The sequence below is a fragment of the Parabacteroides distasonis ATCC 8503 genome, from assembly GCF_000012845.1.
Lineage (GTDB): Bacteria > Bacteroidota > Bacteroidia > Bacteroidales > Tannerellaceae > Parabacteroides > Parabacteroides distasonis.
This window is the reverse complement of the sequence record NC_009615.1, coordinates 2209093-2233408: the sequence shown is the minus strand read 5'-3', so window position 1 is coordinate 2233408 and position 24316 is coordinate 2209093. Positions and strand designations below refer to the sequence as shown.

The 24316-nt window shown below is 44.4% G+C and carries 24 protein-coding genes; 5 read left to right on the top strand and 19 right to left on the bottom strand.

Translation table 11 applies throughout. The features are described 5' to 3' along the window. Positions 1-150: 150 nt before the first annotated feature. Positions 151-1338 (bottom strand): serine palmitoyltransferase, encoded by a 1188-nt coding sequence (spt, locus tag BDI_RS09390; RefSeq protein ID WP_005854840.1) that lies wholly within the window; start codon positions 1336-1338, stop codon positions 151-153. A gap of 198 nt (positions 1339-1536) precedes the next feature. Here spt and BDI_RS09385 point away from each other — a divergent pair, with 198 nt between their 5' ends. Beyond that, entirely contained in the window at positions 1537-2508 is a 972-nt protein-coding gene (locus BDI_RS09385; protein ID WP_005854843.1) for a diacylglycerol/lipid kinase family protein, read from the top strand. On the opposite strand, the gene BDI_RS09380 is transcribed toward BDI_RS09385, so the two are convergent. Continuing rightward, positions 2493-3206 carry a tRNA1(Val) (adenine(37)-N6)-methyltransferase gene (locus BDI_RS09380; protein ID WP_036612898.1) on the bottom strand — a complete coding sequence of 238 codons (714 nt, stop codon included), beginning with the start codon at positions 3204-3206 and terminating at the stop codon, positions 2493-2495. The two genes, BDI_RS09385 and BDI_RS09380, sit on opposite strands and share 16 nt — an antisense overlap. A gap of 88 nt (positions 3207-3294) precedes the next feature. Between BDI_RS09380 and lon the strand changes: the two genes are divergently transcribed. After that, complete coding sequence (gene lon, locus BDI_RS09375; RefSeq protein ID WP_005854849.1) at positions 3295-5766, top strand: endopeptidase La; 2472 nt, start codon at positions 3295-3297, stop codon at positions 5764-5766. A 137-nt stretch (positions 5767-5903) separates the two neighbouring features. Here the strand turns inward: lon and BDI_RS09370 are convergent, their stop codons facing one another. The 5 genes from BDI_RS09370 to BDI_RS09350 all read right to left on the bottom strand — a co-directional run bounded on the left by BDI_RS09370 (position 5904) and on the right by BDI_RS09350 (position 11179). Beyond that, complete coding sequence (locus tag BDI_RS09370; protein ID WP_011966620.1) at positions 5904-6719, bottom strand: sugar phosphate isomerase/epimerase family protein; 816 nt, start codon at positions 6717-6719, stop codon at positions 5904-5906. A gap of 2 nt (positions 6720-6721) precedes the next feature. Next, the gene (locus tag BDI_RS09365) at positions 6722-8203 is read right to left on the bottom strand and encodes a Gfo/Idh/MocA family oxidoreductase (protein ID WP_005864916.1); all 1482 of its coding nucleotides are present in this window, start codon (positions 8201-8203) and stop codon (positions 6722-6724) included. Positions 8204-8233: 30 nt separating this feature from the next. Further along, positions 8234-9148: an endonuclease/exonuclease/phosphatase family protein gene (locus BDI_RS09360; protein WP_011966619.1), complete on the bottom strand. Its 915-nt coding sequence runs from the start codon at positions 9146-9148 to the stop codon at positions 8234-8236. A 69-nt stretch (positions 9149-9217) separates the two neighbouring features. Then, positions 9218-10381 (bottom strand): Gfo/Idh/MocA family protein, encoded by a 1164-nt coding sequence (locus BDI_RS09355; RefSeq protein ID WP_005854857.1) that lies wholly within the window; start codon positions 10379-10381, stop codon positions 9218-9220. 21 nt (positions 10382-10402) lie between these two features. Continuing rightward, positions 10403-11179, bottom strand: coding sequence for a 3-keto-disaccharide hydrolase (locus BDI_RS09350; protein ID WP_005854859.1), 777 nt, complete (start codon positions 11177-11179; stop codon positions 10403-10405). Between the two features lie 168 nt (positions 11180-11347). Between BDI_RS09350 and BDI_RS09345 the strand changes: the two genes are divergently transcribed. Beyond that, positions 11348-12241, top strand: coding sequence for an AraC family transcriptional regulator (locus BDI_RS09345; protein ID WP_005854860.1), 894 nt, complete (start codon positions 11348-11350; stop codon positions 12239-12241). 28 nt (positions 12242-12269) lie between these two features. Here the strand turns inward: BDI_RS09345 and BDI_RS09340 are convergent, their stop codons facing one another. From BDI_RS09340 to nusB, 10 genes are all read right to left on the bottom strand, one after another. Then, on the bottom strand, positions 12270-12860 hold the full coding sequence (locus tag BDI_RS09340; protein WP_005854862.1) for a sugar O-acetyltransferase: 591 nt from the start codon (positions 12858-12860) through the stop codon (positions 12270-12272). Positions 12861-12924: 64 nt separating this feature from the next. Continuing rightward, positions 12925-13854: a glycyl-radical enzyme activating protein gene (locus BDI_RS09335; protein WP_011966618.1), complete on the bottom strand. Its 930-nt coding sequence runs from the start codon at positions 13852-13854 to the stop codon at positions 12925-12927. After that, the gene (locus tag BDI_RS09330) at positions 13844-16123 is read right to left on the bottom strand and encodes a pyruvate formate lyase family protein (protein WP_011966617.1); all 2280 of its coding nucleotides are present in this window, start codon (positions 16121-16123) and stop codon (positions 13844-13846) included. The genes BDI_RS09335 and BDI_RS09330 overlap by 11 nt, the downstream gene beginning before the upstream one ends. Positions 16124-16130: 7 nt before the next feature. Further along, positions 16131-16871, bottom strand: coding sequence for an N-acetylmannosamine-6-phosphate 2-epimerase (locus BDI_RS09325; protein ID WP_005854869.1), 741 nt, complete (start codon positions 16869-16871; stop codon positions 16131-16133). Between the two features lie 11 nt (positions 16872-16882). After that, on the bottom strand, positions 16883-17848 hold the full coding sequence (locus tag BDI_RS09320) for an ROK family protein (protein ID WP_005854871.1): 966 nt from the start codon (positions 17846-17848) through the stop codon (positions 16883-16885). Between the two features lie 207 nt (positions 17849-18055). Next, positions 18056-18493, bottom strand: coding sequence for a DUF5606 family protein (locus BDI_RS09315; protein WP_005854873.1), 438 nt, complete (start codon positions 18491-18493; stop codon positions 18056-18058). A 210-nt stretch (positions 18494-18703) separates the two neighbouring features. Continuing rightward, positions 18704-19285, bottom strand: coding sequence for a dephospho-CoA kinase (coaE, locus tag BDI_RS09310; protein WP_005854875.1), 582 nt, complete (start codon positions 19283-19285; stop codon positions 18704-18706). Next, the gene (locus tag BDI_RS09305) at positions 19278-20291 is read right to left on the bottom strand and encodes a YbbR-like domain-containing protein (protein ID WP_011966616.1); all 1014 of its coding nucleotides are present in this window, start codon (positions 20289-20291) and stop codon (positions 19278-19280) included. The genes coaE and BDI_RS09305 overlap by 8 nt, the downstream gene beginning before the upstream one ends. Positions 20292-20305: 14 nt before the next feature. Beyond that, positions 20306-20620, bottom strand: coding sequence for a preprotein translocase subunit YajC (yajC, locus tag BDI_RS09300; protein WP_005854879.1), 315 nt, complete (start codon positions 20618-20620; stop codon positions 20306-20308). Positions 20621-20682: 62 nt separating this feature from the next. Then, complete coding sequence (nusB, locus tag BDI_RS09295) at positions 20683-21609, bottom strand: transcription antitermination factor NusB (RefSeq protein ID WP_005854882.1); 927 nt, start codon at positions 21607-21609, stop codon at positions 20683-20685. 223 nt (positions 21610-21832) lie between these two features. Here nusB and BDI_RS09290 point away from each other — a divergent pair, with 223 nt between their 5' ends. Further along, the gene (locus BDI_RS09290) at positions 21833-22222 is read left to right on the top strand and encodes a PUR family DNA/RNA-binding protein (protein ID WP_005854884.1); all 390 of its coding nucleotides are present in this window, start codon (positions 21833-21835) and stop codon (positions 22220-22222) included. A gap of 107 nt (positions 22223-22329) precedes the next feature. Here BDI_RS09290 and BDI_RS20250 read toward each other — a convergent pair whose 3' ends face one another. Beyond that, on the bottom strand, positions 22330-22500 hold the full coding sequence (locus BDI_RS20250) for a DUF362 domain-containing protein (RefSeq protein ID WP_005854886.1): 171 nt from the start codon (positions 22498-22500) through the stop codon (positions 22330-22332). Between the two features lie 153 nt (positions 22501-22653). On the opposite strand from BDI_RS20250, the gene BDI_RS09285 reads away from it, so the two are divergent. Continuing rightward, complete coding sequence (locus tag BDI_RS09285; protein WP_008778155.1) at positions 22654-23355, top strand: porin family protein; 702 nt, start codon at positions 22654-22656, stop codon at positions 23353-23355. On the opposite strand, the gene BDI_RS09280 is transcribed toward BDI_RS09285, so the two are convergent. Next, a complete protein-coding gene (locus BDI_RS09280) occupies positions 23342-24175 on the bottom strand; it encodes a phosphatidate cytidylyltransferase (RefSeq protein WP_011966615.1) in 834 nt (277 codons plus the stop codon). The two genes, BDI_RS09285 and BDI_RS09280, sit on opposite strands and share 14 nt — an antisense overlap. Positions 24176-24316 lie beyond the last annotated feature (141 nt).

The following is a 24316-nucleotide window of genomic DNA, read 5'->3' as shown; positions in this document are numbered from 1 at the left end:
ATCGACATAACCACCCAATTTATCTAAATATGCAAAAATAGTGATTTATTCCCATTCAAAATCATAGTTATGATTTTTTCAGTTATAAAAAAAGACCCGAAGATAGGTGTTATACCTAACCTTCGGGCCTTTTCTTATATATTTACACGATTAGTCTACCAACCCATGGCTCTTGAATACCTTGTGGATTGTTTCCAAAGCGTAATCTAGTTGCTCTTTCGTGTGGGTAGCCATAAGGGAGAAGCGGATCAGTGTATCCTCGGAAGCAACTGCGGGAGCTACTACCGGGTTTACGAAGATTCCGGCCTCAAATAATTCTTTTACGATAAGGAATGTCAAGTCGTTGTCACGGATAAACAACGGGATGATCGGGGTAGAAGTATGTCCGATCTCACAACCCATGTTACGGAAACCATCCAATGCGTAATGAGTCAAATCCCATAAATGTTGGATACGTTCCGGTTCGCTTAACATAATATCTAATGCCGCGTTCGCTGCGGCAGTAGCGGCAGGCGTATTGCTTGCGCTAAAGATATAGGAACGGGAGTGGTGACGTAAGTAATTGATAACCGGTTCGTCTGATGCGATAAAACCACCGATAGAAGCGAAAGACTTACTGAAAGTTCCCATGATCAAATCAACATCGTTCGTAACGCCGAAGTGATTACAAGTACCGCGGCCATGATCACCGAATACACCGATACCATGAGCCTCGTCAACCATTACACTTGCGTTATATTTCTTTGCGAGAGCTACGATTTCCGGTAATTTAGCGACATCACCTTCCATGCTGAAGACACCGTCGATAACGATAAGTTTCACCTTGTCTGGCTCGCATTTCTGGAGTTGTTTCTCCAAGGAGTCCATATCGTTATGCTTGAATTTCAATTTCGTGGAGAAAGAAAGACGATGTCCTTCGATAATGGATGCATGATCCAACTCATCCCAAAGGATATAGTCCTCACGTCCGGTGATACAGGATACAACACCTAGATTAACTTGGAAACCTGTAGAGTATACGATGGCGTCTTCTTTACCAACAAATTCTGCTAAACGTTTTTCCAACTGGAGGTGTAAGTCCAACGTTCCGTTTAAGAAACGTGAGCCGGCACAACCTGTACCATACTTTTTAATGGCCTCGATCGCTGCTTCTTTTACTTTAGGATGATTGGTTAATCCTAAGTACGCATTAGAACCAAACATCAAGACTTTCTTCCCGCTGATTAGAACTTCCGTGTCCTGATCGCTCTGGATTTCCCTGAAGTAAGGATAGATTCCCATTGCCATGGCTCTTTGAGGAGCGTCGTACTTTGCTAGTTTCTCTTGTAAAAGTTTCATATTATTATAAAAGAGAATGATTTATCTCGCTATTTATTTATTCTAATAAAGAACACAGGTTCGCCGCATACATAATCCCATGTTTCGGCAAATCCAGCCGCAAAAATAGTAAAAAAATAACTTATAGTAGTCGAAATGCTTTAAAAGTTTTATAAAAGCATTATTTTTGTCCTCTCAAATAAAAAAGAAGAAGTGAGGATGAGCGAACGGGATATAAAAGTACAAGCTATCATAAACCCTATATCAGGTGTAGGGTCGAAGCGCAAGATACCTAAGATGATCGAAGGGATCTGCTCGAAAAAGAACTGTTCGTTAAACATTTCTTTTACAGAGTATGCAGGCCATGCCAGCGAGTTGACTCGGCAAGCCATAGAGGAGGGAGCTGAATATATTTTGGCGGTAGGCGGTGACGGGACGGTGAATGAGATAGCGAGAGCTATGATCCATTCGAATGCGATCTTAGGTATCATCCCGAAAGGTTCGGGCAATGGCTTAGCTAGAGAATTGCACATACCGATGGACGTGAAAAGAGCTATCGATCTGATCGCGAAAGGGCATGTTACGACGATAGATTGCTGCCGGGCGAACGGACAGGTCTTTTTCTGTACCTGTGGAGTCGGTTTTGATGCCGCCGTCAGCCAGAAATTCGCGAATGAGAAACGGCGCGGCTCTCTTACTTATATAAAGAATACGATAGAGGAGTATCTGAGCTATAAGCCTGAGCCTTATGAATTGGTGGTGGATAATCAGACGATCAAGGAGAAGGCGTTTCTAGTCGCTTGCGCGAATGCTTCGCAATATGGTAATAACGCGTTTATCGCTCCGCACGCGAATATACAGGACGGACGGATGGACGTTACGATCTTATCCCCTTTTATGCCATTGGATATCGCTCCTTTGGCCATTCAATTGTTTACCAAACAGATTGATCGGAATAGTAAGATTAAGACGATGAAAGCCCAGCAAGTCACGATTATTCGCCAACATCCGGGCGTGATGCACTTGGATGGAGAACCGATCATGGCAGATCGCCGTATCGATATTACGGTGGAACCAAAAGCCTTACATGTGCTGACTCCGGAGGTTGTGTCTTTCACCAAGGAGGTACATAATTTATTTGACGAGGTAACTCGCTTCTTCGATAAAAAGCTTCCTTACATTTTCAAGTAAAAGTCTTTAGCTATAGCGGTGAATTCTTCGCTATATCGATGCCGCTCGATTTCTAGAGTCAGATGAGACGACTTGGGCTTTGCTACCGGCGTCGCTGAGAGTTCTATTAATAAACGCTTAGGAGGGGCGTCCGGTATGGGGGAAACGTGGGCTTCTCTCGATGGAGACAAAGACTCTTCTCGAGCGATGTCTATTAAAGACTCCCGTTGCTCGAAGGGAAGCACCAAGGCGATATTTCCTTCGGGTGCCAACAGTTTGCGGCTATCACGCAATAAATCCGGGAGTGATAGAGTATCCGTATGCCGGGCTAGATTACGTTTAGTATCCGGGCATTTCAATGAATCAATAAAATAGGGTGGGTTGGATACGATCAAGTCATATTTGATATTCTCATCCGGCATATATTCGGAGAGCGAGGTTTGATAGACTTGTATCCGGTTGGCGAAAGGCGATTTCGCGATGTTTTCCTGAGCTTGTAAACATGCGTCTGAATCTATATCGATAGCGTCTAAAATCGCGGTGCTACGCTGCGCCAGCATGAGGGCGATCAATCCCGTTCCGGTTCCCACATCCAAAATCCTCTGACATCTCTCTGTGCTAGCCCATGCCCCAAGCAAAACGCCATCCGTTCCGACTTTCATGGCACATTTATCGTGCCATACCGTAAATTTCTTGAATTGAAAATAAGGATTTGCCATATCTCTATCGATTGTATGCCGCGAAATTAGTAAGAATTGAATGAAAAGCTGTAACTTTGGCACGTTTATTGTATTAACATATACAATGATGAATGTATATATGAAAGAAAAGACGAGAGTATTTTGCCAGAATTCGTTTGATGACTTGGATGACAATATTGGTATCGTAATGCCAATTCTTACAGAATGCGATGTAGATGAGGATTTCACAGAAGGAATAGAGAAAGTTGGAGACACTATACCCATTCTTCCGTTAAGGAATATGGTACTCTTTCCGGGTGTTGCCTTGCCGGTGATTATCGGGCGTCCTAAATCGATGCGCCTGATTAAAGAGGCTGTACATAAAAAGAGTTTGATCGGAGTTGTTTGCCAGAAAGAGATGGGTACGGAAGATCCTATCTTAGAGGATTTATATACAACCGGGGTAATCGCTGACATCGTTCGTGTCTTAGAGATGCCGGACGGTAGTACTACTGTTATTCTTCAAGGTAAGAAACGCTTTGAATTGAATGAGTTGACCGAGACAGATCCGTATCTTTCCGGTAAGATCACCGTGTTGGAGGACACGAAGCCGGACAAGACAGACCGCGAGTTCGAGGCTTTGATCTCAACGATCAAGGATTTGACCATCAAGATGCTTGGGGCCGTGGCTGAACCTCCCCGGGATTTGATCTTCTCGATCAAGAATAATAAGAATGTCTTGTATGTGGTCAATTTCTCTTGTAGCAATATACCGAGTGGATCGGCCGAGAAACAGCAATTGTTATTGATCGGGGACTTAAAAGAGCGTGCGTATCGGTTACTTTTTATCTTGAACCGCGAGTATCAGCTGGTGGAGTTGAAAGCTTCCATCCAGATGAAGACACATGAGGATATCAATCAACAACAAAAAGAATATTTCCTTCAACAGCAAATCAAGACGATTCAAGAGGAATTGGGCGGGAATATCAATGAGTTGGAGATAAAAGAATTACGGGAGAAAGCCAGTCGTAAGAAATGGCCTGCCGAGGTAGCGCAGGTCTTTGAGAAGGAATTGCGAAAATTGGAACGATTGCATCCGCAATCTCCGGATTATTCCGTACAGACGCAATATGTCCAGAATATCGTTAACTTGCCGTGGAACGAGTATAGTAAGGACAATTTCAACTTATCTCATGCCCAGAAGGTCTTAGATCGTGATCATTATGGTTTGGAGAAGGTGAAAGAGCGTATTATCGAGCATCTGGCGGTATTGAAGCTGAAAGGGGATATGAAATCTCCGATTATCTGTTTGTACGGTCCTCCGGGAGTCGGCAAGACTTCATTGGGGCGTTCCATCGCAGAGGCTTTGCGCCGCAAATATGTACGTGTTTCTTTAGGTGGATTGCACGATGAGGCCGAGATCCGCGGACATCGTCGTACCTATATCGGCGCTATGTGCGGACGTATCATCCAGAATATACAGAAGGCGGGAACATCGAACCCTGTCTTTATCTTAGATGAGATCGATAAGATCACGAATGATTTCAAGGGGGATCCGGCATCCGCTTTATTGGAGGTCTTGGACCCGGAGCAGAATAATGCGTTTCACGATAATTATCTGGATATCGATTACGATTTAAGCAAGGTGATGTTTATCGCTACCGCTAATAATTTGAATACGATTTCCCAGCCATTGCTGGATCGTATGGAACTGATCGAGGTGAGCGGTTATATCATGGAGGAGAAGGTAGAGATCGCAGCGAAGCATCTCGTGCCTAAGCAGATGGATGTACACGGCTTGAAGAAAGGTTCCGTGAAATTCCCCAAGAAAACCTTACAAGTGATCGTTGAAGCCTATACACGCGAGAGCGGTGTCCGGGAATTGGATAAGAAAATCGCCAAAATCATGCGTAAGCTAGCCCGTAAGGTCGCTAGCGACGAGCCTATCCCGACGAGCATTAAGCCGGAGGATTTGTATGAATATCTAGGGGCGGTCGAATATTCCCGCGATAAATATCAAGGGAATGACTATGCCGGCGTGGTTACGGGATTAGCTTGGACGGCTGTTGGTGGTGAGATTCTTTTCGTGGAGTCGAGCTTAAGTAAAGGTAAGGGGTCAAAGCTTACTTTGACCGGGAATCTGGGAGATGTGATGAAAGAGTCTGCCATGTTGGCACTTGAGTATATCCATGCGCATGCGGCTCAGTTTAATATCAACGAGGAGTTGTTCGAGAACTGGAATGTGCATGTCCACGTACCGGAGGGGGCGATCCCGAAAGACGGACCGAGTGCCGGAATAACGATGGTGACTTCTCTTGTCTCCGCCTTTACTCAGCGTAAGGTGAAAAAGAACTTGGCTATGACAGGCGAGATCACGTTGCGTGGCAAAGTGCTTCCCGTGGGAGGTATCAAAGAGAAGATCTTGGCGGCTAAACGTGCCGGGATTAAGGAATTGATTCTTTGCAAGGAGAATGAGAAGGATATCAATGAGATTAAACCGGAGTATTTGAAAGGCTTGGTGTTCCATTATGTGAGTGACATTCAACAGGTGGTGGATCTGGCGTTGCTGAGAGAAAAGGTGGATAATCCATTGTTTTAATAACGACTTTTTATGCATATATTGGTGTGGGCTTATACGTATATACGTGTAGGCCCATATTAATATCGGCGTAAGCCTATACGTATATACGTGTGGGCCTATGCCGATATAGGTGTTTTTAAAGGAAGAGTATGCCTTTATTTAGAGCATTTCTGTAGGAATTCCAAGCTGTTGCGTATCTCTTGGATATCGGATTTGAAATCATCGTACTCGATGGAGATAAGCCCGTTGAAATGCTGACGCTTCAGCTCGTTGACGAACGCTTTTACCGGTAAGATCCCGGTTCCCCATGTAGCGTCTTCCATCTTGTCGGTGAGGTCTTTCAAATGTGCTACCTTGATGCGTCCGGACAACTTCTGGAGATTCTTGAGCGGATCTTCACCCACTCGTTTCCAATGGCCGATATCGGCGCATACTCCCATCAAGGGAGAACGGCCTTTCAGCGCTTTCTCTACCACCTCGGCACTTGCGTAAATGCATGGACTCGGATGGTTATGGATCGCTACCTCCATATCGTACTTCTTGGCGAGGGATTCGATGTAGTCCAACTGGTTTAACTCCGGTTCGACAGTCACGATATGTGCGCCTATTTTATGAGCGAATGCGAAGAACTTATCCCATTCCTCGTTAGTCCCATAAGAGGCTACACCAAAGGCGATCGGCTTGATTCCCCTTATCTTGAACTCGTGGCGTAATAAAGCGCAGTTATCATCGCTCAAGTCGTAATTCAGATAGGTCTCTTTTGGGAACGGAGCACCCAATTCTTGGAAAAAGAAAGCTTCCGCATACCCCATGCCCAGTTGTTGGGTCTTATCCAAGGTCTCCATCAACGTAAGATTGTGGAAAGTCCAAGTCTGTATACCCACCTTCCAGTCCGCTTTTTGCGCCGCCAGCTGTACGGCCTGCCCAAGGAGCATGACCGTACATAGTGCTAATATAATATATCGTTTCATACTTATACCGGCATTTCCGGAAGGCTCCAGCCTTCACGATAGGTATGTCTGATATATTCGTTGGCAGCCTCTAGCGCATTGAACTCCGCGTATTTCGTATCGAAATAGGGGTGACCGTCTATCACCTTGAAATCATCGCTGGTTACGATCTTCAATACGTCGGAAGAGGATATGTTGGTGAAACGCATGTTTTGGGCGTCCCACATCAATTTCTTGTTCAAGCCTTGCAGACGGATCGCCAATACGCCTAATAACACCATCTCGTTGAATGGTCCGGAATAAGCGAAGTTGGAAGTTCCTTCCACACGGTTCTCAGGAGATTCTTTACAAGCACGGATCCAGTCTTGCTCATGGAAACCGTCGAAGTATCCGGTAGCGTTCGGGATACGGCGCAAATAAGGGGTTACTTGAGGTACACGGCCGGATAATAACCGGGAGTTGAAACCTCCGCAATCGCAGATCAACGTGTCTTTAGTACCTACGAAGATACATCCACCCAAACCGTCACGCATCATATCTACGCCATCCGGTAATAAGTCCGGACGCTGAGGAAGCATACCGCCATCGTACCAATATACTTTCACCTCCGGTAAGGCTACCTTTGGAAGATTATCACGAGCCGGGAAGCGGAATTCTACCACCTCCGATTGAGGAGCGGATTCCGTATTGATCTGGGTAGAACGGCCTTGTACGCGATCCGGATAACCTAACTTCAAGGATTGGTAAACCGGGTCGAGTACGTGGCAAGCCATATCTCCGAAAGCTCCGGTTCCGAAATCCCACCATCCACGCCAGTTCCAAGGGGTGTAGATCTCATGGAACGGACGCATGGCGGCCGGGCCGATAAATAAGTCCCAATTCATCGTCTTCGGACAACGTTGTTTTTCGGTTGGGCGCTGTAATCCTTGCGGCCAGATCGGACGGTTGGTCCATGCGTGTACTTCTTTTACTTCACCGATCTCTCCGTTCCAGATCCATTCGCATAATTGACGTACACCATCGCCGGAGTTCCCTTGGTTACCCATCTGGGTCGCTACCTTATATTTAGCGGCGAGTTTTGTCAATAAACGGCTCTCGTAAACGGAGTGGGTAAGCGGCTTTTGGCAATATACGTGCTTCCCCATTGTCAAGGCCGTGGCCGCAATCGTGGCATGAGTATGGTCCGGAGTAGCTACCATGACACCGTCGATCTGGTCGCCCAACTCATCGAACATCTTTCGCCAGTCCCAATAACGTTTAGCGTCCGGGAATTCCTCGAAGCAGTTCTTCGCATATTTCCAGTCGATATCGCAAAGCCCGATGATGTTCTCGGTTTTCATGCCGACCAAGTTCGGGTGGCCTTTACCACCGATACCGATACCGACAATATTCATTGTATCACTTGGTGCCTTATGGCCTAATCCAGCGATCGTTTTAGAGGGGACGATTGTTAGACCAGCTGCCGCTACGGCTGCTTTTTTCAGAAAATCTCTTCTTGATTCCATGTTGTATAATTTGTTTTTTAGTAGTTACTGTTAGAAATTGAAACAGGAGGTTACCATTCTATGATCCGAAGGGTAAGGGGAGACTACCACGTCCGAGGTGGCCTCGCTTTCGCCTGTGATAAATGAGTCTGTTACCTTACATCCGGAATATAGTACGAAATCCAGACGGTCTAGTATATCTTGTTCGCTAGGAACGGGAGTCCATGTATAGCCGGGTGTGGAGACCTCGTCCGGATGGATTGTCCGGTAGGAGTCGTTCATCCCGATCTCAGAGAAAGCCTTGGTTGCCGGCCACTCCACCTTGATCTTGTGGATATCGGCATCGGCGGCCCGTTGTGTCCAGTCCAAGAAAGAAGGCTCGTTAAAATCTCCTGTTAAAAAGACAGGATAACCTTCTTTCATGACTTGCTGTATATCCTTTTGATAACGAGTTACTTCTTCACGCCGGGCCTCGTTGGCGAACCGGACAGCTTCTTCCTCGGTATCGATAAACGGATAATCGCCATAAGGAATCCCATTCAATTGATAAGGTTGATACGGAATATAATATAGATGGCAATTAAACATCCAGCAGAATTTGTCTTTGCCTACTTGTATCTTCACCCCGTAGCGGGAAGCCGTACTGTCGACGACCGGATAACGAGATAAGATATAATGTCCCTCCCCTTGGTTGAAAAGGTGGAAACCTAGGGATTCCGCGATTTCCGGTACATGATCGTGCTTGATGCCGTCTTCTTCATAGATATGCCCTTCTTGGATTCCTACGATATCCGTCTGGCTAGCCTCGATCACTTTCGCTGTCTGGCTAGGGGGAAGCTTTCCCCCTAGGGTATTCAACCAAATATTGAAACTGCTGACTTTTACCGTTGCCGGCTTGTCGCTACATGCGCTCAATGCACAACAAAGTATGGCTACGCAGCATAAAATTTCACTTATCTTCCTCATGTTTCTCTGGTATTTACAGGAACAAATATATTAAATGTCCCGTTCTTTTCACTACTAAGACTTCTTAATTTATTTTACCATCGGCCAAGGAAACTTCGATACAAGCTGGATGCGTTGACCTGTAGCTTGTGATTTTCGGGCGGCCTCGATAATCTCTAATACGTGTAACGCATGCTCGACATTTATACGTGGTTCCGTGTTTAATGCCATGTGTTTGCTGATATCGGAAGCTCCTTCTTGCCAAACATAGCCATTGGTGTCCGGAACGAAACGTTGGGGTACCGGATGATCCATCGTCGATAAGTCCACCCCGTTTGGTGCCCAGTCGTAACCTACCATATGCATATTGCCGTGGGAACCGTATAAGGAGATCGTCGCTTTCTCCTGTCCTTTACCTAAATGTCCGTATGGATCGAAATAATTGAAACCACACTCGATATGAGAAAGGACTCCCTTTTCGTGTTCCATGATAATCATGGCATTATCTTCTTCTCGAACTTTGATTTTGCCCTTATCGTCTACGGTTCTCTCCGGGGTTACGATTGTAGTCATGGCAACAACGGATTTAGCCGGTCCCAATAATCCGGTTAGGGTAGCGATGTTATAGACTCCTAAGTCGGGCATACTGCCACCTAGCGGTTCGTAGAAGAAAGCGGACCAAGAAGGGCCTTCATGTCCGTAATGTCCGTGCGCACATGCCAGATTACCTAGGGTTCCTTTATTGATTTGTTCGGCCATAAAGGCAAATTGAGGACTGTTTACAACGGCAGGCGCACCCCAGATACGAAGTCCCTTGCTCGTAGCGAGATCGTATAATTCTTTGCCTTCCTTATAGGAATTCGCCAAAGGTTTCTCGCTCCAGACATTTCTTCCCGCCATCAAAGCCTTACGGTTCAACTCTCCGTGAACCTGCATATCGGTCAATGTAAGCATCAAGTCGAACTTGGAACCGCTAAGCATATCATCGATATGCTTGTACCATTTAGGTATATTATATTGCTTGGCCGCCTTTTGAGCACGATCCGGTTTGATATCGCAACAAGCCACGATTTCTACATACGGGCATTTCGATATATGGGGAAAATATTGGGTAGATACACTTCCGCAACCGATAACGGCTACTTTCACCTTTTTACCTTCCGACTCGAATTTCTCCGCATAGGCGGAAAGAGGGGATAGTAGTGACGCTAGACTTGCTGCGGCAGATACTTTAAAGAATTCTTTTCTATTCATGGCATTGATTTCTTAATACAATTAGTCTAAATCCTTAATCTTCACATTCTTGAAATATACTTTACTTCCATGGTCCTGAAAACAAAGTTTACCGGTGGTAGAGATACCGTAATCGGGGAAAGCTTCCCATTTACCGCTATAACGACGCATCTTCCAATCTTCGGACCCTTCTTGGAAAGAGAATAGTTTTTCTCCGTTCAGCCAGTGCTCAACATATCCATCCTTGTAAAGTACCATAGAGGAGTTCCATTCTCCCGGAGGGTTCACCTGTTTGGTTTCCGGTACATACATAGCGTAGTTGCAACCCGTTTTCTGCCAGTCTTCCAATCCCTCTTTTCCGGTCTCGCTGACCCAAGGATAGTTATCGTCATCGATCAACTGGTATTCCGGGCCGGTTTCAAAAGGAGCTTTGTACTTAGGCCCTTCTTGTACGTGATATAAGAATCCTGAGTTTCCTTGCGCCCCGATTTTCCAATCCCATTTGATCTGGAAGTTATGGTAATTCTTAACGGTAACGATATCGGTACTTACCTTGATCGTAGTATCCGCTATCACGTCACCACCGTTTCCGTAGCCGACGATCACCCCGTCTTCTACCTGCCATCCCTTGACATCACCCCCGTTGAACATTTTCCAACCGGTAAAATCCTTGCCATTGAATAACAAGGTGTAGCCTTCCGCTTTTTCCTCCTCTGTCAATACATTATCTTTTACTTCCGTGGATGAGGAACGACTTCCACATGCAACCATACACATTCCGTAAATGGTTACTAGAAAAATAGATACGATCTTTTTCATATATTAGAATATTTAGTTTAATTATCTCCTTATGATAACGCCATTTGATATGGTTTATTTGTTCATTGGCAAAAATACTGCACATAAAGGATTTGGATAATAGAGTATCTAGCTAAAAAAAATGGATTATCTTTGCGTTATTCAGTAACCATCTAAAAGTTCTGGTTTATGGCGAAAATAAAGCATGGTTTTTCCGGTCAGCGATTGATTGTCTATCCTTTCTACGTTATAGAACAAGCGTTGAACAACCCGTTAGTCGCGGACTTGGTCGTACACTCTATGGGGTATTTTCCGAAGGCGGAAAGCCATTATATTGATCGTGCGTCCGGTTGTGGAGAGTACCTTTTAATTTATTGCACCAAAGGAGAGGGTTGGTACGTGTTGGATGGAAAACGATATGTCGTACCCGAGAATCATTTTTTCATCCTCCCGGCAGAGAAGCCCCATCAATATGGTTCGAGCGAGCATGATCCTTGGTATATTTATTGGGCACATTTTAAAGGGAAAAAGGCGAAGTATATCAGCGATCAACTGCAAGGGGTGATCCCGATCGACATGGATGATAATTCCCGTATCGGCGATCGTATCGCCTTCTTCGATGAACTATTGAACGTGTTGGAGAGCGGGACGGATGAGGCTACGGTTAATTATGTCAATTTAAGTTTCAATCATTTGATCGCCTCTTTCCTCTATGTGAAGACGTATAGGGAGGCTAAATTCTCCAAAAGCAAGGCGGAGAATACGTTCTTTATTAGTTTGGCGACCCACTTCATGACGGAGAATCTGGAAAATAAATTGACATTAAAGGAATTGGCCTCTCATTTCGGCTATTCGGAATCTTATATGTACAGGCTTTTCTTCAAGGAAACCGGCTATGCGCCGATGAATTATTTCTTACATATGAAAATAGACCGGGCTTGCCAGCTATTATTACATACAAATATGAAAATCAATCAGGTCGCCTTGAAACTGGGCTTTGACGATCCCTACTATTTCAGCCGTATCTTTAAGAAGATAGTAGGTACATCGCCCAAGGATTACCGGCACTCGTTGCCGAAGTGAGATATTTACGATGAACCTAAACGGGAGCTTAGGGCTGGCGGTATTTATTCCGGTCGGCTTCCGTTATTTCCCGGATTACACGGCAGGGATTGCCGGCGGCTATGACATTGGCCGGAATATCTTTGGTTACGACGCTTCCTCCGGCGATTACCGTGTTATCGCCAATGGTCACCCCGGGAAGGATACAGGCTTGCGCCCCGATCCATACGTTATCGCCGATAGTCACGGGAAAAGCGTATTCCAGACCTTCATTACGTTGCTTTACGTCAAAAGGGTGGCCGGCGGTATAGATGCCTACGTTCGGGGCGATGAACGCGTTATTGCCGATACGAACTTTCGCTCCATCCAAGATAACGAGATTCACGTTGGCGAAGAAATTATCCCCAATCTCGATATTATAGCCATAATCGCATTGGAAAGGGGATAGGATAACGGTGTTCTTCCCTTTCTTGCCTAGAAAAGAGGTTAGGATCCGATCTTTTTCTTCCTCTTGGTCGGGGGGCAATTGGTTGTATTTGAAAAGGACGCATTTCGCTCTTTTCATCTCATCTTGAAGCTCACTATCATGATTCGCATTGTATAATAGACCTTCCGCCGCTTTCTCTTTTTCTGTTTTCATATGTCTCTTACTAAGATTTATAAAACGATGATTTGCGCGAAGATACTATTTTATTGGGAGGAGTTTATCCTCCGATTCGTATTTCCAAACCCATTTTTTCCCCCATCTCCTTAAAGGGGAACAGCTCTTCTTTGGCTAGCATTTGCTCGCAGGAATAAGGATAGGTGAGACCTAATTGCTCGTATTTATCTTTTCCCAATGTATGATAGGGAAGCAGGTGTACGCATTTGATACGATTTTCTTTCGCCAGCATGAATATTTCCCGAAGCGTATTCTCATTGAAATTGAAACCGGGGATTACCGGTACACGGATCGTTACTTTATTAGCGCTCTTACTGGATATATACCGTAAATTCGTGAGGATCGTATCCAAGTTCGCTCCGGTTTCTTTCTGAAGTAAATCCTTGTCCGTATGTTTGATATCGAACAAGAACAAATCGATAAGCGGAAGCGCTTGCTTTATCTTATCAAGATTCACTTGCCCGCAAGTCTCCACGGAGGTATGCAGTTTCTCGTTCTTGCATTGGATCAGCAAATCCATCAATCCCTCGAATTGCGTGAAAGCTTCGCCACCGGAAAACGTAACCCCTCCACCGGAATTTAGGTAATAATCCCGGTCACGTAAAAGGATTTCCATGATCTCGGATGAGGTAATAGATTCACCGACAAACTTAATGGCGTTCTGCGGGCATATACGCTCGCAAGCCTTGCAGGCTACACAGGCCTGACGATTAAACACCGGAAAATGGTCTTGGATGGAGATATTGCCCCGTGGACAAATCGCCTCGCAACGTCCGCATCCGATACATTTATTCTTGATATGGAGCAAATGCGGTTTCCTTTTCTGGGATTCCGGATTGGAGCACCATGAACAATGTAGGGGACAACCTTGAAGGAAAACGACGGTCCGGATGCCCGGGCCGTCGTGAACGGCGAACCGTTCGATCTCCATGATTGATAACCTATTCTCGCTAACCTTATATTTATTTATCATACAATACCCTGCTTAAAAGTTCCTGTTGAATATTGGGAGATAAATCGACGAATACCGCGGAGAACCCGCTTACCCGGACGATTAGGTCCGGGTAATTTTCCGGGTGCTCTACCGCGTCTTCTAAAACTCCCTTATCTACTACAGTCACCATCAAATGGCAACCCCCTTTCGCAAAATAAGTCTTGAACAGGCTCTTGATGACAGCCCTGTTCTCGTTGAACATGGAAGGAGAAAACTTAATGTTTTGTACCGAGCCTCCATGATACTTGGCGTCGAACTTCGCCAAGGAATTCAGCATGGCCGTGGGGCCGCTTTTATTCGCTCCCCCTTGCGGATTATTGGCAGGATTCATATACATGCACGATAATCGTCCGTCGGGTGAGGCGGCGGTCCGGTTTCCCCATTCCGTGTTTAATTGGTTATTGCTGATAACGATCAAGAAGTATTGCATACCGATGGCGATACCGCGATCGCGTACGCCTTTCGCTACGAACTCGTACAAATCGTTGGCCATCGTATCGGCAGTCTCAAGGTCGTTACCATATTTATCACAGTTCAGGCAATCTTTTCGTAAAGCCTCATAGCCGTTGAAATTAGCTAGCATGGCATCATTCAATTGCCGTAACGTGTATTTTTTTTGATTGAATACCAGATCCCGGATTACCCACAGGGAATCGGAAGTGTTGATATTGCCATACGTCTCGTTTGTCCCGCCTAGATAACGTACGCCTCCGTCCAAAAGCGCTTTTCCCCGTGCGATGCAATCATCGGTCAATAGGCTGGTAAACAAGAAACTTACGTGCTGGTTCATCACCTCATACGAATGGTATTGGGCTTTGACAGACAGATCCAGATAATAATCGAGTAAAGCCTTGTAACCGTCATAGAATTCCTCGAATGTCTGATACTCCTCTAATTTCTTTAGAGATACCGGCCCGGATTTACGTTTACCGTCAATCGGGTCGATACCATCATTCATATAAATCGTAAGTAGTTTTAGTAAATTGATGCAAATGTTGGGCGTACCCGTACTCTGTCCTTGTATCACGAACTCGGTACAACCGAAAGGCACGTATTGTTCCGCCGTTTTCTCGTCTACACGCATTCCGTACATGACGGCCGGGACGTTTACATCATCATTGTAAAGGGTCGGGTAAGTAGCTCCCGCACCCAAAGCGTCCAACGCTTCGTCCCAGATTTCCTCGGAGGTCTCTTTATCGAAGCGCAAGGTGAATTGTGGCTCTACATATCTGCAATTTTTCGCTACTTTCATGGCGATATGCAGGAATACGTCGGCCTCTTTCGGGTGTTTGCGCCCTTTACCGCCTACGATGATACGTCCGTTTACGGTGGTACGGCGATTCTCAATCATGGTCCAAAGCGAGTGGATATATCGGTATGCCTCTTCGTCGGTCAATCGCCCGGACTTGAGATCGGCTACTAAATAAGGGCCTAGATAATCATCCAGACGACCGTAGTTTATAACACCGGCCAACAAAGCGAATAACCAGAATAACTGCATTGCTTCATGGAACGTACCGGGTTTCTTCTCCTTGATGTTCTCTAGGGCTTGGCAGATACGCTCTAATTCTTTTTGCCTTTTCATGTTGGCTGAAGCCATTTGCTCTCTAGCGTCTTGCTGGAGATGAGAAGCACAATCTACAAAAATATCCAGACATTGGATGCCTGCTTTGTAAAAGTTATTATCGGGTTGCTCTTTGAGTTTCTCCTGTAAATCAGAGCGAAGGCCACCGATGCCCTTATCCAATAGTTTCGGGTAATCCAGCATCATTCCAGATAGACGTGCGGTAGCGATCATCGGGTATTCGCAGTCGATGAACATACCCAATGTATCCTCGGTGAGGACCTCCTTGTTGAATTGGGTCTTTAAATCGTGATCCAACCAATAATCATATAACGCATCCACCCGTTTTCGTTCAGTTTCATCCAGTTGTAGCTGGAAGGCACGGAGTTTCTTGAATACGCAATAATGCCCGACACCCCCTAATGAGGTTACGCATCCGAACCCGATCGGTAGGAAGTCCGTACGTCCGGCGATCAAGTCTTGATTCGTGATCTTGCGAAATAGCGTGGGGTATAAAACTTTCAGGCATTCCACTTCACGTATCTCTTTGGGTAGGGCGGCACAGGCTTTATGGACTGCCGTATACCGCTCCATGATCTCCAGTTGTACGATCAGAGGTTTCTCGCAAGGTAATTTCTTGCTGATCTCTACGTTTTGCGCCCCTTCTACATTGAAATTTGCCATATGACTATTAATGTTTGCTTCTTTCGGCTTCCCGCCAGTTATTTTGGTAACCGGTTAGTAAGTCCGTAAAACGTTTCGTGATCAAGTGCGGACGGGTGATCGCGCTGCCTACTACTACGGAGTGAGCTCCGAGGAAGATACATTTCATGGCATCTTCCGGCGAGTAGATATGCCCCTCCATAATGACATAGGCTTTATCTTTAAAGTCACGGCACATACGGGCGAATTCCCGTAAATCCGGTTGCTCGATATGCTTGGTTGCTTCCGTATATCCATATAAGGTAGGGCCAACGATATCGGCTCCCATTTCTACGGCACGTACAGCTTCCTCATAATTAGAGACATCCGCAAAAATGATAGCTTCCGGTATCTCTTTCTTGACGATTGGTAGCAATTCGTATGCAGGGCGGCCTTCATGGGTTATTTGGCTCGTACAGTCCAAGGCGATAATCTCGGCTCCGGCTTCCCATACGGCTTTAGCGGCCTCTAAGGTTGGGGTGATAAACACATCCGTGTCATCGTGCCAGATTTTCCAAAGCCCGATTACTGGTAAATCCACTTCTTTTTTAATCGCCTTGATCTGCTCTGGGTCGTTGGCACGGATACCCACGGCTCCTCCCCATTGGGCGGCTTTTGCCATTTTTACGACAAAGTCTACTGAAAAAGTCGGATCATCGTGTTGTACTTGACAGGATACGATCAGTCCTCCCTTGAATGAATCTAAAAGTTCTTTCTTATTTGTTTTCATATTTTTTTTCGTTACATCGTTTTCTCTAAAAGCGCGGCGCCGATTATTCCGGCGTCATTTCCTAATTCCGCACGGATGACTTGGGGGATACCTATTTCCTCGGCGGCGAAGGTACAAGTATGTAGTTTCTCGTTTAAAGGTTTCAACAGCAGGTCACCTGCATGTGCGATACCACCCCCTAAGATGATTACTTGCGGACGGAAGATGGTTATGAACGTGGAGATTCCGGCGGCCAGTTTACTGATATAGTCATCGACGATCTGTTTAGCGAGGGAATCCCCTTGTTTAGCGGCCTCGAAAAGGATTTCTCCATTGACTTTATTTTCGTCTTCGCCGCAAAGTTTCCATATCAAGGTGTCCTTATTCTCTTGTAAGGCCTCTTTCATGATGCGGATTAATGCGGTAGATGAGCAATAAGCTTCCAAACAGCCTTTTTGCCCGCATGTGCAACGTTCGCCATTGTATACCAATTTGGTATGTCCAAGCTCTGCTCCCATATTATCGGCTCCGGAATAAATCCTCTTACCCATGATAATTCCGCCTCCGACTCCTGTTCCTAGCGTTAACATGATGGCATCGGTATATTGGCTGGCCGATCCGGCCAAGACCTCTCCATAGGTTGCGCAATTGGCGTCGTTGGCTATATAAGTAGGCAATGAAATATGCTTCTTTAAATAGTCGTAGATGGGGACATTCTTCCATCCGAAACAATTGGCATGTACCAAAAGGTTCGTCTTTGGATTTACGTAACTGGGCATGCCGATGCCCCAAGAAGAGATGTCTTCCATTTGCAAGCCTGCTTTGAGAACCGCTTTTTTGCTGACTTCCGCCATGTCGGCGGTGATCTCCTCGATCGTGCGTCCGGCTTGTGTCGGTATACTCTCCTTTGCGATAATCTGGTGATTCTCATCTACTACGCCAGCGACCATATTGGTACCGCCAACGTCCAGACCGAGATAATACTTGGTGCTTTCCATCTTTGCTCTTTATTTTATGAGGTCAATAGAGTGAATTATTTGTTGGCAAAGATAAAGGAGTTACCCGCCCTAGACAATGTGAGGTTTAGCCTAAAATAATGGACTATTTTTGCATAAGTGCTCTTGTTGGTTAATGTGGCAATATAAAAAAAGGACCGGACGATGGGTATCGAACGGTCCTTTCTTTAATCTTTATGTCGTATGCTGTTATTCAGCTTCTTTTTCAGCAGCTTCCTTTTCTGCCGGAGCATCTTCCGGGGTGAAGTCAGTGATGCCTGCGTTGATCAAGATGTTATACCAAGAGAGTAGTTTCTTGATGTCGCTCGGATAAACACGCTCACGATCATAGCTAGGCAATACCTCGGCAAAGTACGCACGCAATTGGTCCGTCGTGGCTTTAGAAGGTACTAAAGAGGCGGCTTTTCCCTCTTCTTTATTCTTTACGCTAGTCAATACCTCATGCAAAGGCACTTCTGTTTCATCCGTATAGATTGCGATATCGCCTAATGAGATTACTTTATCTTTTGCGTATGCGGGTACTCTCTTGTTATCAGTCAGCGATTCAACGATCAACATGTTTTTTCCATGGGAAACCAGTTTATACAGACCGGGTTTTCCCGAAATAGACAAAATAGTCTTCAACATAATGTTTTTATTTTCTATTAGTGTTAAACTTCGAGGTGGCAAAGGTAATAAGAAAAAGTGGAATTCTTCCGTCATGAGGACAGTTAACTTCGTTGGAGAAGTATCTTAGGTGCATCGACAAAGTATCTTAGGTTCGTTGACGAAGTATCTTAGGTTCATTGGATGATGAAGGTAAGATACTGTAAAAGCCACTCGTCCCGCTATCGGTGATTATTGGGATTGAAGCCAACATAACAGTTTGCCTACTTGCGGTATAAGGGCCTGTCTGTTGTCATTATAGATAACGTAATCGGAGCGATCTTTCTTTTCCTCGTCCGACATTTGGCTGTTGATTCTGCGTTCGATTTCTTCTCTCGAGGCTGAGTCCCTCCCCAAGGCTCTTTCGATGCGGAGTTCTCTTGGGGCATAGACCATCAAGCTTATGTCTACCACTTTGTAGAAACCGGATTCGAATAATATGGCGGATTCGATGGCACATAAAGGGGAAGTCTGTCTCTCTACCCAAGCCGAGAAATGACGGTTTACCTCAGGATGAATGATCTGGTTGACCTGTTGTAATTGTTTCGGATTATTAAAGATGTGGGAGGCTAGAAGTTTCTTGTTCAATCCCTCATTCGTATAAATCTCCGGACCGAAAAGGGCTGTTAATTTCTCACGGATAACCGGGGAGTTATTTGTCAGCCATTTACTTTCCTCGTCCGCTATGTATACGGGTACACCGGATAACGCTAATAAAGAGGCTACGACGGATTTGCCGCTCCCGATCCCTCCTGTAATACCTATTTTAATCATGCTTATTGTTGTGTTCCAAAATAAATTCTACCTTATCTGGCAATAAGATTGCCGTATGCACCCAGTCTGGTTTCTTGGTGAGTTTGACGGGTAGGGTACCAGATACGTTTTGCTCCAGATCCTCAAAAGGTATATGAATCGAGAACATATCTTCCGAAAGTCCTTTGAATCGGGACAAGGGCACACTGCAAGTCACTTTTACGACCGCCGGAAACATACGTACCGTATAATGTGGCGGTATATGACTGCAAGAGACAGGTATTTCCAATGTCTTCTCCGTGTACTCCTCTATCGGAATCGTGATGGATACACTTTCCGGATCGAAGTTAACGCCGTCTACCTTGATCAGTTGTACGGTTCTCGTAATGTTTTTATTCGCCTTTTTAACCTCGGTGAAGACCGTCTTAACCGAGGTCAGTGTATCCAAGATCGCCGCGGTGGCATAAGCGTTGATCTTTTGAGGGGTGATTCGGATATCCCCGGATAGTTGAAAGCCGGCTTCCAGATGAATATCGCCATTAAAGACGACCGGTATTTCCTTATGGACCCGCTGACTGAAATCCATATCTATTTGTTGCGGATCAAAACTTTGTAATGCCGTAGTGGCTATCAATTGTTTTTGAATATCGTTCTCGATCTGCCTTTTACTTACTTGAACCGAACCATTTTTCTCCTTCGTATTCTTCATGTTCACTTCAATCGGAGCAAACGATCTTCCAAAAGTATAGTTGAGTAAAACGCTACCCTTGTCTTTTACCTTTGCGGTAATCGTTTCCACCTCAGGGGCATTAAACGCTATATCGGCAGGTACGTTCTTATACTTAACCGGAAAAACAAGTTCTATCTCATATTCCTGCTGCAAGCTTTGGAGTAGCCAGAAACCGAAAGCCAAAAGGGCGAAAAAGAAAAAGACCAAGACCTCTTTCCATCTGTCTCCGTGGAAAAAAGCCTTAGTCTTTGCTTGGATAGACTTGAAGGAATTTTGTATGTTCTCAAGTCGTGACATATTCTGTAGTTAGATTATTTCTGCTGCTGAGCGTCTTCCGCTGAAGCGAAAATAGAAGTTTTATCTACACGGATACGTACTCCATCCGCTACCTCGATTAGCATATAAGTATCACCGATCTCTTTGATCTTTCCATAGATACCTCCGGCGGTAATCACTTTATCGCCTGTTTTCAACGCCTCACGTGATTTCTGGATTTCTTTTTGTTTCTTTTGTTGCGGACGGATCATGAAGAAATAGAAGATAGCTACGATAACTACCATCATCAAAATACCGGACCACTGACTTCCTCCAGCTGGAGTTTGAAGTAAAATACTGAGTAAGTTCATACTATAATAATCGTTTTACAAGTTAATATCAATAATGATATGCACAAATGTAATGATAATAATTAATCTTTGAGCAATAACTTCTCTTTTTTTAATTCGTTGACTATTGAATCCAGAATTCCGTTAATGAATGTTCCGCTTTTAGGTGTACTATAATACTTTGCGGCATCGATATATTCATTTAAGGTAACGTTGATGGGAATGGTCGGGAACGATAAAATCTCGGCTAAGGCGACTTGCATGATGATCAAGTCCATATTGGCGATACGTTCGGTTTCCCAATTCTTCATATGTTTGTCGATGCGTTCACGATATTCCTTACCTTTCAACAAACTTTGACGGAATAACTTGATTGCGAAAGCCTTGTCTTCCAAATCCTTGAACATTGGCAATAAGGCTTGTTTGCTACCTTTCTTCTCCTCGAATTTCTTGATAGTCTTCAAGGCGAAAGTCTCTACGATCTCGATATCGTCATTCCAGTAGATGCTTTTATCTTCCAGATATTCCTCTATCATCTCGTTTCCACAGATTATTTTCTTGAAGATCTGGCGCCAGAACTCACGATCCGTCTCGTACGAGTCTTCTTCGTTTTTCAAGTATTCGGCGTAAATCTCAGAACTTAGGATCGTATCCAATACGTTCTTAATGAACTCCTCGTCGTTGCTCCATGAGAGACCTTGCTCGTCTACATACTTTTTCAACGTATCGTTTTCCGCTAATTGAGCGACGAAACGATTGTCTATGAAGCGTGTATTCGGGTTTAACTCCTCGTCGGTAGGCATGTATTTGCACTTCCGGGTGTCAAGGATCCTTCTTTGCAGGTTGGTAACTTCGATAATTAGGAGTAAGAAATAATAATATAAGTCATATGACTTCTGAAGGCTGAAAAGCAATTCGTTTTCCGCAACTTTGAGGTCACCGTTTCCGTTTTGATAGTAAGAGTATACTATCTGTAAAACTTTAATGCGGATTAAAATTCTGTTGATCATCGTTTGAAGGAACTTCTTATTATAAATTAGGCTGCAAAGGTAGTTGTTTTTTCCATAAAAGAATCCGGATTTACTTAATTTTATATGTGTTAGATGATATTTTACAAATTTAGCCTCAATGGGCGTATTTTCGATCGTTAAAATAGTTGCTAATTAAAAAAAAATGCACATATTTGAAGCAAGTTCTATAAAGTGGGTGGGTTTTTAACGAATGTTAGCTGTCATGGAAGAATCAAGGAATAAAAAACATGTTGAAGGTGGCGACAGGGAGATTCTATACTCTAAAGCCATTAAAGCGGGAAAACGGATTTATTATCTGGATGTGAAGAGGAATTTGAAAGATGACCTATTCGTTGCCGTTACGGAAAGTAAGAAAATTCAATCAAAGGATGGTTTGCAAATCTCATTTGAGAAGCATAAGATTTTCCTTTATAAGGAGGACTTTGAGAAGTTCATGGAGGGAATGCAAGATGTAATCAGTTATATCAAGAACTCAAATCTGAAGAAATCCGCGGAAGACGTGGTGGAACCTGAAGAGGAGGAAACGATTCATGGCGATTCCCCAGAGGAGGATATGGCTTCCGGTGATATAAAGTTAGATATTGAGTTTTAATATAACACGAAGAGAAAAAGATAACGGGCTGTTTTACTCATAGAGAGAAACAGCCCGTTATGTGTTAGGAGCTTTCCGCAAAGGAAAATCCTATTCTTTGCTGCGAATTATTCAGCCGGGTGGATAGCCTCTGTAGGACATGCGTCAGCGCAAGTTCCACAATCTGTACACATTTCAGGGTTGATGCTGTATTTATCACCTTCTGAAATTGCTCCTACCGGACACTCATCAATACAAGTTCCGCATGCAATACAATCATCGCTAATTACGTAAGCCATTTTTTTAAACGTTTAAATTGATAACTATTAGTAGGTGCAAAAATATAGCTTTCTTTCTATTTAAAAAATATCTACTGGCTTATTTTCTTCAAAAATCTTCTTTTTTGCAATATCTTTGTCGGGTTTTCGTTATTAAACAAAATAGGTTGAGATTTGAGACGATTATTACTTATATTATATGTGGTAAGCTTGGCTACCATGGGAGCCATGGCTCAAAAGGAAAGGGTGAGGAATCAGCCGTACGCTGATTTGAAATGGCTTCATCTGGGGTTTCATGTGGGTATTCACTCGCAGGATTTGTTATTGACCCATACCGGTGTCATGACCAATGGAGAGACTTGGTTTGCGGAGATTCCTTCTTACTCACCCGGCTTTAGTGTCGGGGTGATCGGAGATATGTATATGAATCCTTATTTCAATTTACGTTTCACGCCTTCTATCCATTTCGGAGATAAGAAATTTAAGTTTCGGGAACAGGCTACGGGAGAGGAATTCATCACGAACGTTCGTTCCAGTTATCTGAATTTCCCCTTAGACGTTAAATATACGGCTTTACGCTTGAATAATTATCGTCCTTATTTGATCGGCGGTATCTATGGCTCCGTGGATATAGGCCGTAAGAAAGGTAATCCGATTCTATTGAAAAGCACGGACTTCGGATTTGAGTTTGGCTTGGGATGTGATATCTATCTACCCTACTTTAAGTTATGCCCGGAGCTGAAATTCTGTTTCGGATTGGTTAACCTATTGGAGAAAGATCGTCCGGACTTGGTAGATCAAGCAAATATCAAATATACGGATGCCTTATCGAAAGCTACATCCCGTATGGTGATCCTGACATTTAATTTCGAATAAATAACTCGATATAGATATAAGCGGCCGGTATAGCCATCATTACGCTATCGAAGCGATCCAGCATGCCTCCATGTCCGGGTAATACATGCCCGGAATCTTTCACGCCTAACGTACGTTTCATCAAAGATTCGATCAAGTCGCCCCAAGTTCCGAATACTACGATCGTGCCGGCTAATCCAAGCCATGTGTACCAGTTCGTGGCCGGCATGAACCAAGCGAATATTTGGGAGGTTATTAATACGAATGCCAACCCTCCGTAAAAACCTTCCCAGGACTTCTTGGGAGAGATACGTTCGAACAATCTTCTTTTTCCAAGCATAGATCCCACTAGATAAGCTCCCGTATCATTTACCCATACGAAAACGAAAATAGCCAAGGCAAAATAGGGGATATGTACGATCTCGCCCGGCGTATTAGGTACCGATGTAATAAAGTTTAGCAGAGAGAAAGCGCCTGCGCAATAGATTTGACCGAATAAGGTCAATGCCCAGTTATTGATTGGATTACTGGCTTTATCGTAAAGCTCGGTGATCATGGTATACATTAAGAATAAAAGATAGGGGAGAAATATATTGCCTCCAACCAAGCCATTGGCGTAACCGAATGTGGCGGCGAAGAGGTAGGCTCCCCCCAAGGAGCTGACAAATCGTTTGATGGCGGCATTCTCATAATGTTTAACCAATCCGTAGAACTCCCATAGAGAAAGTCCGGTAATGAGTCCAAATACCGCAAGAAAATAATAGGAGTGGAAATAGATCGCACCGACTAATACCGCGACGAAAATGATGCCAGTCAATGCACGTGTAATCAGATTTTTCAAAACAATAGTGTTTTTGCTTGTTTGTAATTTTGGCTGCAAATATAACTAATAAATTGATAATACAGCAATAAGGAAGGCTGGATAGTAACTTTTGATCAAAGATACGCCCCAGCCTTACTTGTTATGAATGTCTTGACTTTG

Excerpts from the sequence above, each read along its gene's own strand:
- spt (WP_005854840.1), bottom strand. The coding sequence starts at position 1,338 with ATGAAACTTTTACAAGAGAAACTAGCAAAGTACGACGCTCCTCAAAGA.
- BDI_RS09385 (WP_005854843.1), top strand. The coding sequence starts at position 1,537 with ATGAGCGAACGGGATATAAAAGTACAAGCTATCATAAACCCTATATCA.
- BDI_RS09380 (WP_036612898.1), bottom strand. The coding sequence starts at position 3,206 with ATGGCAAATCCTTATTTTCAATTCAAGAAATTTACGGTATGGCACGAT.
- lon (WP_005854849.1), top strand. The coding sequence starts at position 3,295 with ATGAATGTATATATGAAAGAAAAGACGAGAGTATTTTGCCAGAATTCG.
- BDI_RS09370 (WP_011966620.1), bottom strand. The coding sequence starts at position 6,719 with ATGAAACGATATATTATATTAGCACTATGTACGGTCATGCTCCTTGGG.
- BDI_RS09365 (WP_005864916.1), bottom strand. The coding sequence starts at position 8,203 with ATGGAATCAAGAAGAGATTTTCTGAAAAAAGCAGCCGTAGCGGCAGCT.
- BDI_RS09360 (WP_011966619.1), bottom strand. The coding sequence starts at position 9,148 with ATGAGGAAGATAAGTGAAATTTTATGCTGCGTAGCCATACTTTGTTGT.
- BDI_RS09355 (WP_005854857.1), bottom strand. The coding sequence starts at position 10,381 with ATGAATAGAAAAGAATTCTTTAAAGTATCTGCCGCAGCAAGTCTAGCG.
- BDI_RS09350 (WP_005854859.1), bottom strand. The coding sequence starts at position 11,179 with ATGAAAAAGATCGTATCTATTTTTCTAGTAACCATTTACGGAATGTGT.
- BDI_RS09345 (WP_005854860.1), top strand. The coding sequence starts at position 11,348 with ATGGCGAAAATAAAGCATGGTTTTTCCGGTCAGCGATTGATTGTCTAT.
- BDI_RS09340 (WP_005854862.1), bottom strand. The coding sequence starts at position 12,860 with ATGAAAACAGAAAAAGAGAAAGCGGCGGAAGGTCTATTATACAATGCG.
- BDI_RS09335 (WP_011966618.1), bottom strand. The coding sequence starts at position 13,854 with ATGATAAATAAATATAAGGTTAGCGAGAATAGGTTATCAATCATGGAG.
- BDI_RS09330 (WP_011966617.1), bottom strand. The coding sequence starts at position 16,123 with ATGGCAAATTTCAATGTAGAAGGGGCGCAAAACGTAGAGATCAGCAAG.
- BDI_RS09325 (WP_005854869.1), bottom strand. The coding sequence starts at position 16,871 with ATGAAAACAAATAAGAAAGAACTTTTAGATTCATTCAAGGGAGGACTG.
- BDI_RS09320 (WP_005854871.1), bottom strand. The coding sequence starts at position 17,848 with ATGGAAAGCACCAAGTATTATCTCGGTCTGGACGTTGGCGGTACCAAT.
- BDI_RS09315 (WP_005854873.1), bottom strand. The coding sequence starts at position 18,493 with ATGTTGAAGACTATTTTGTCTATTTCGGGAAAACCCGGTCTGTATAAA.
- coaE (WP_005854875.1), bottom strand. The coding sequence starts at position 19,285 with ATGATTAAAATAGGTATTACAGGAGGGATCGGGAGCGGCAAATCCGTC.
- BDI_RS09305 (WP_011966616.1), bottom strand. The coding sequence starts at position 20,291 with ATGTCACGACTTGAGAACATACAAAATTCCTTCAAGTCTATCCAAGCA.
- yajC (WP_005854879.1), bottom strand. The coding sequence starts at position 20,620 with ATGAACTTACTCAGTATTTTACTTCAAACTCCAGCTGGAGGAAGTCAG.
- nusB (WP_005854882.1), bottom strand. The coding sequence starts at position 21,609 with ATGATCAACAGAATTTTAATCCGCATTAAAGTTTTACAGATAGTATAC.
- BDI_RS09290 (WP_005854884.1), top strand. The coding sequence starts at position 21,833 with ATGGAAGAATCAAGGAATAAAAAACATGTTGAAGGTGGCGACAGGGAG.
- BDI_RS20250 (WP_005854886.1), bottom strand. The coding sequence starts at position 22,500 with ATGGCTTACGTAATTAGCGATGATTGTATTGCATGCGGAACTTGTATT.